Origin of the sequence: Armatimonas sp. (assembly GCF_031410135.1) — a bacterium.
Lineage (GTDB): Bacteria > Armatimonadota > Armatimonadia > Armatimonadales > Armatimonadaceae > Armatimonas.
On the sequence record NZ_JANNYP010000200.1, the window covers coordinates 1 to 4,535 of the forward strand.

General features: G+C 62.2%; 7 protein-coding genes. 4 read left to right on the forward strand and 3 right to left on the reverse strand.

Annotated features, from left to right (window positions below; genetic code table 11):
* Both mutL and RMO15_RS07225 read right to left on the reverse strand, forming a co-directional pair.
* A partial coding sequence (gene mutL / locus RMO15_RS07220) for a DNA mismatch repair endonuclease MutL (protein WP_309709848.1) occupies positions 1-461 on the reverse strand: 461 nt, incomplete at its 3' end.
* Between the two features lie 18 nt (positions 462-479).
* Entirely contained in the window at positions 480-1,295 is an 816-nt protein-coding gene (locus RMO15_RS07225; RefSeq protein ID WP_309709851.1) for an N-acetylmuramoyl-L-alanine amidase, read from the reverse strand.
* A gap of 81 nt (positions 1,296-1,376) precedes the next feature.
* Here RMO15_RS07225 and RMO15_RS07230 point away from each other — a divergent pair, with 81 nt between their 5' ends.
* The 4 genes from RMO15_RS07230 to RMO15_RS07245 are packed head-to-tail and all read left to right on the forward strand — an operon-like array spanning position 1,377 to position 3,356.
* On the forward strand, positions 1,377-1,733 hold the full coding sequence (locus RMO15_RS07230; RefSeq protein WP_309709853.1) for a PadR family transcriptional regulator: 357 nt from the start codon (positions 1,377-1,379) through the stop codon (positions 1,731-1,733).
* Entirely contained in the window at positions 1,714-2,268 is a 555-nt protein-coding gene (locus tag RMO15_RS07235; protein WP_309709855.1) for a permease prefix domain 1-containing protein, read from the forward strand. Before RMO15_RS07230 ends, RMO15_RS07235 begins: the two co-directional genes overlap by 20 nt.
* Positions 2,265-2,591, forward strand: a complete 327-nt coding sequence (locus RMO15_RS07240) for a permease prefix domain 1-containing protein (RefSeq protein ID WP_309709858.1) — start codon at positions 2,265-2,267, stop codon at positions 2,589-2,591. Before RMO15_RS07235 ends, RMO15_RS07240 begins: the two co-directional genes overlap by 4 nt.
* 9 nt (positions 2,592-2,600) lie before the next feature.
* The gene (locus RMO15_RS07245) at positions 2,601-3,356 is read left to right on the forward strand and encodes an SDR family NAD(P)-dependent oxidoreductase (protein WP_309709860.1); all 756 of its coding nucleotides are present in this window, start codon (positions 2,601-2,603) and stop codon (positions 3,354-3,356) included.
* Here RMO15_RS07245 and RMO15_RS07250 read toward each other — a convergent pair.
* Positions 3,353-4,535: DUF1501 domain-containing protein (locus RMO15_RS07250; protein WP_309709863.1), on the reverse strand; the 1,183-nt coding region annotated here is incomplete at its 5' end. The genes RMO15_RS07245 and RMO15_RS07250 overlap by 4 nt on opposite strands.

Consider the following 4,535-nt stretch of genomic DNA (forward strand, 5'->3'; position numbering starts at 1 on the left):
ACATCGCGGCCATAGACCGCGGCCAGCGCTTGGCGCGGGTCGGAGGAGCCGGGATAGGAGATCAGCTCCGTGCCCGTCTCATCCTGTGGGCGCTTGGTCAGAATCCGAAAGTCTGAGACCGAGGCAATCGAGGGCAGTGCCTCGCCGCGAAAGCCGAGCGTGTGGATGGAAAACAAATCGTCGGCGCTACGGATCTTGCTGGTGGCGTGGCGCTGGAGTGCCAGAATCGCATCCGCGCGGCTCATCCCCGCTCCGTTGTCCCGGATCACGATCTTCCGCTTGCCACCCTCGAAAAGCTCCACCTCGATGCGAGTGGCACCCGCGTCCAGGCTATTTTCGACAAGCTCCTTGACCACCGACGATGGTCGCTCAACCACCTCGCCCGCCGCAATCTGATTGGCCGTGTTGTCGTCGAGAAGTCGGACTATAGAGTCATCTGAGTCATCGTTTTCGCTGGGCACAGGGCAAAGTATACCCCGTCAGATTATCTTCGCCTTTTTGCAAGCGACAATCGAGTCGGCTAAAATGCGAGCGACGCGCCAGCGCCAGCGGGGATCGAGGGCGTTTTTGCGGTCGGCTGCGTTGGTGATCGTCGCGAGCTCCACCAGGGTTTTCTGGGGCACGGGGTTGAACTCGGGATTGGTGACCCCGAGATCATTGGGGCGTGGCTGCTTGCGGCGGTTGCCACAGAGCCCCGCTGCTCCAAAACGCCGCGTGATCTCCCGCACCAGCATCGGGGGGTGATCCTCACGGATATCCCACATCGTAAAGCCCCCGTGGTCGTCAGGGGAGCCTTCCGAGACATCAAAGTGCAGCGAGAGAAAGACCACATGCGGCTTGCGGAGCTTCCAGAAACGCGCTCCGATCTCCGCGCGGGCATGGAGAAACTCGGGGACATCGTTGTTCATGTCGAGGCGACGACCACTGGCAAGCACGGCATCACGCGGGGCCAGCAAAGCGGGCTCGGGATGTCGAGGCAGCTCTCTCTCTTTCTCTTTGGGTGTGGGCTTCTTCGCCTCGGGCTTGGGAAGCTTGGGAGGCTCGATGGGCTTGCGTCGGAGAGCCGCGCTTCGCACCGTGAAGTGCACCTCAGCACCCAGCTGCTTAACCACCTCCGCCAGCGTCGCCGCCATGCGATAGGTCAGCATTGCCTCGGTAACTCCCCCCGCACTAGCTCCCGGATCGGTGCCCCCATGCCCGGGGTCAATAATCACAATCACCTTATGGAGAGGCGGGGGAGCTTTACTGACCTTCTTCTTGGGGGCGGGCTTCTTCTTGCTGACAGGCTTACGCATTCGTGTGCAGTATACCGCTTGACAATCCCTTGACACTACCCCGAATTCAGGATATTCTCTTTTCGGGGTAGTTTTTAGAGTATGGCACGAGAGCTTCCACGAAACGACATACCGATCTTTGTCCTCGCCATTTTGGAGAGCGGCCCGGCGCACGGCTACGCGATTGCACGCGAGATTGATCAGCGCTGCGAGGGCGGTCTTGTCCTGCGCGACGGTGCGCTCTATCCCGCCTTACGTGCTTTAGAGGACGACGGCCTGATCGTGGGCGAGTGGCAGCCCAGCTCCGAGAGCGGCGGCCCGCCCCGAAAAACCTACCGCCTCACTGATGAAGGCAAGCTCGAAGCCAGCCGCCGCGCCACCCTCTGGCGCAGCTACGCCAAAAATGTCGAGCGCATCCTGGGCAACTTAGGAGGACAAGGTGCAAAACCAGCGATTTGAGGATGACCAAGCTGAGCTTGAAGCGCACTTCGCGGAGCGCGTCCAAGCCTATCTCGAACTAGGCGAAACGCCCGAGCAGGCACAGCTTTCGGCGCGGGAGAAGTTCGGCGATCTGGAAACGCTCAAGCGGCAACTATGTTGGCAACGAATGCGACGGCATCCGGTGATAATCGGGGCGCTAGCGGGGCTTTGCTGGCTCGCGACGGCAGTAGTGCTGCACCTGCTCACGGGCTGGATGGTGGCTCCGGTTCTCCATGAGCGCCAGCCTTTCCCAATAGGAGGAACCGAGGGGCTTCTCTTGCTGATGCGCGTCTACGTGACCCTCGCTCCGGCGGCACTGCTGGTGGTCTGGAAGGGAGGCGAGCGCTTCCCCCGGCAGATACCCGCCCTTGTGCTGGGAATCTTGGTGTTTAGTGTGATTCCTATGGCACTCGTCCCGGGCCTTGAAGGGCTGATCCTGGTTCCCACCCTCCACGGCGCACTGATTGGCTGGCGATTGGCCTTCCGTGCTCGCCAGGAGAAGAAGCGAGTATGAAGCAGAAATTCCGTGACGAGGACAGAGCTGAGCTTGAAGCGCACTTTGCTGAGCGGATGCAAGCCTACGTTGAGCTGGGAGAGACGCCGGAGCAGGCACAAATCTCTGCCCGCGAAAAGTTTGGCGAGACGGAGCGTGTGCTAAAGGAGCTGCGCTGGCAGGGACTGCGCCGCTCACCGATTTTGTGGGGGCTGATCTGTGCCGGCTGCTATCTTCTTCTGGTCACCTGTGTCAAGGCTCCCTGGACCTACGGGATGCTCTTTGGCTACTACCAGCTCTATGTCTGGCAAACCACGACGAAAAAGCAGCGTGCCAGCAGGTAAAATGCTTGTATGATTGATCTTTCTGGACAGCATGTCTTTATCGCGGGCGGCTCGCGGGGTATTGGGCGGGCAGCGGCCATCATGGCGGCCAAGGCGGGCGCGGCGGTCTCGGTGAACTATCTGAGCAACGCGGCGGCGGCACACGCAACGGTGGACGCGATTGTGGCGGCAGGTGGGCGTGCAGCCGCGTTCCAGGCCGATGTCGCGCAAGAGGGTGCCGCACAACACGCGATTGACGCCGCCGTCGCGACATTGGGGCCACTCACCGGCGTGGTGGTCTCGGCGGGAATCTTCGAGGGCGCAAGCCTCGACGAGATGGATCTGGCGTTCTGGAACCGGACGATGGAGATCAACCTGGCCGGGACATTTCTGACCGTCAAGGCCGCAGTTCCCCATCTGCGCGAGCGAGGCGGCGGGAGCATCGTGATCTATACCAGCACCGCAGGCCAGCGGGGAAGCGATGTCTTCTCTGCCTACGCCACCAGCAAGGGCGCACAGATTCTCTTCATGCGCTCGATGGCAAAGGAGCTAGGTAGCGACAACATTCGTGTCAACTGCATCGCCCCCGCTTGGACAGACACCGACATGGCCGCGCCGTCGCTGGATGCCCTCGGCCGCGAGAGTGAGGGCAAGAAGTTCGCACTGGGCCGCATCGGCCAGCCCGACGATATCGCCGGGCCGACGGTCTTTCTGCTCTCTGACTTGGCAAAGTTTGTTACCGGCATGACTCTCACGGTAGATGGCGGGATGGACATGCGCGGCTAAGCGAGAACTTCCTTCACCACGTGTCCGTGCACGTCGGTGAGGCGGCGGTCGATGCCGTTCTGACGCCAGGTCAGTTTGGTGTGATCAATGCCCAGCAGATGTAGCACGGTTGCGTGGAAGTCGTACGAATAGGTAGTGTTGACGGCGGTTTTGAACGCCAGCTCGTCGCTCTCTCCGTACGCCACGCCCGGCTTCACGCCCGCGCCCCAGATCCAGGACACGAAGGTTCCGCCGTTGTGGTCGCGGCCGTCGCCGCTCTGCGCCGTTGGGGTTCGGCCAAACTCGGTGGTCCAGATCACCAGCGTGTCCTTGTCCAGCCCGCGCGCCTTGAGGTCGCGCAGTAGCGCCGCGATCGGCTTGTCCACCTGCGCCGCCATCGGCACCAGCTCCTTCTTGATACTCCCGTGGTTGTCCCAGTTGTTCACCGCGCCTTGTGGGCCGCTCCACACCTGGACAAAGCGCACGCCTCGCTCCGCCAGCCGCGCGGCGAGCAGGCAGCGCTTGCCAAAGTCGTCTGTGGGCGGCGACCCGATTCCGTACGAGTCCTTCACCGCCTGCGACTCGCGCGAGAGGTCGAACGCCTCCGGCGCACTCAGCTGCATTCGTGCCGCTAGCTCGTAGCTGGCGATGCGGGCATCCAGCCGGGAGTCGCCGGGATGGGATGCCGCATGGCTCTTATTCAGCTGGTTCAAGGCGTCCAGCCCCGCCTTGTCGGAGGCAGGACTCGCGAACTTGTAGCGGCTACCAGCAAAGAGGTCGGAGACCGCGCCCGGCCCTGTCCCGTTGATCATCGTCCCCTGGTGCACCACGGGCAGGAACCCGCTGCTGAAGTTCCCGCGCTGGTTGTACGGAAGGCCGCGCGCATCCGGGAGCACCACGAAGGTCGGCAAGTTGTCGCGAAGGTTCCCGATTGCGTACGAAATCCATGCCCCCATGGACGGAAACCCCGGCTGGATGAAGCCTGTGTTCATCATGTACGAGGCAGGGCCGTGGACACTGGACTTGCTGGCCATCGCCATGAAGAACGCCATTTCGTCCACGAGCTTTGCCTGTTCCGGGAACACCTCACTGACCCAGCGGCCCGACTGGCCGTACTGCTTGAAGGTGAACGGGCTCTGGAGGCACAAGCCAGGGGCACTGGCCAATCCCTCGGGCCGGATGTGGTCCGGGAGCTTTTGG

Bases quoted from the DNA above. Each gene is read 5' to 3' on its own strand.
- RMO15_RS07225 (WP_309709851.1), bottom strand. From the start codon at position 1,295: ATGCGTAAGCCTGTCAGCAAGAAGAAGCCCGCCCCCAAGAAGAAGGTC.
- RMO15_RS07230 (WP_309709853.1), top strand. From the start codon at position 1,377: ATGGCACGAGAGCTTCCACGAAACGACATACCGATCTTTGTCCTCGCC.
- RMO15_RS07240 (WP_309709858.1), top strand. From the start codon at position 2,265: ATGAAGCAGAAATTCCGTGACGAGGACAGAGCTGAGCTTGAAGCGCAC.
- RMO15_RS07245 (WP_309709860.1), top strand. From the start codon at position 2,601: ATGATTGATCTTTCTGGACAGCATGTCTTTATCGCGGGCGGCTCGCGG.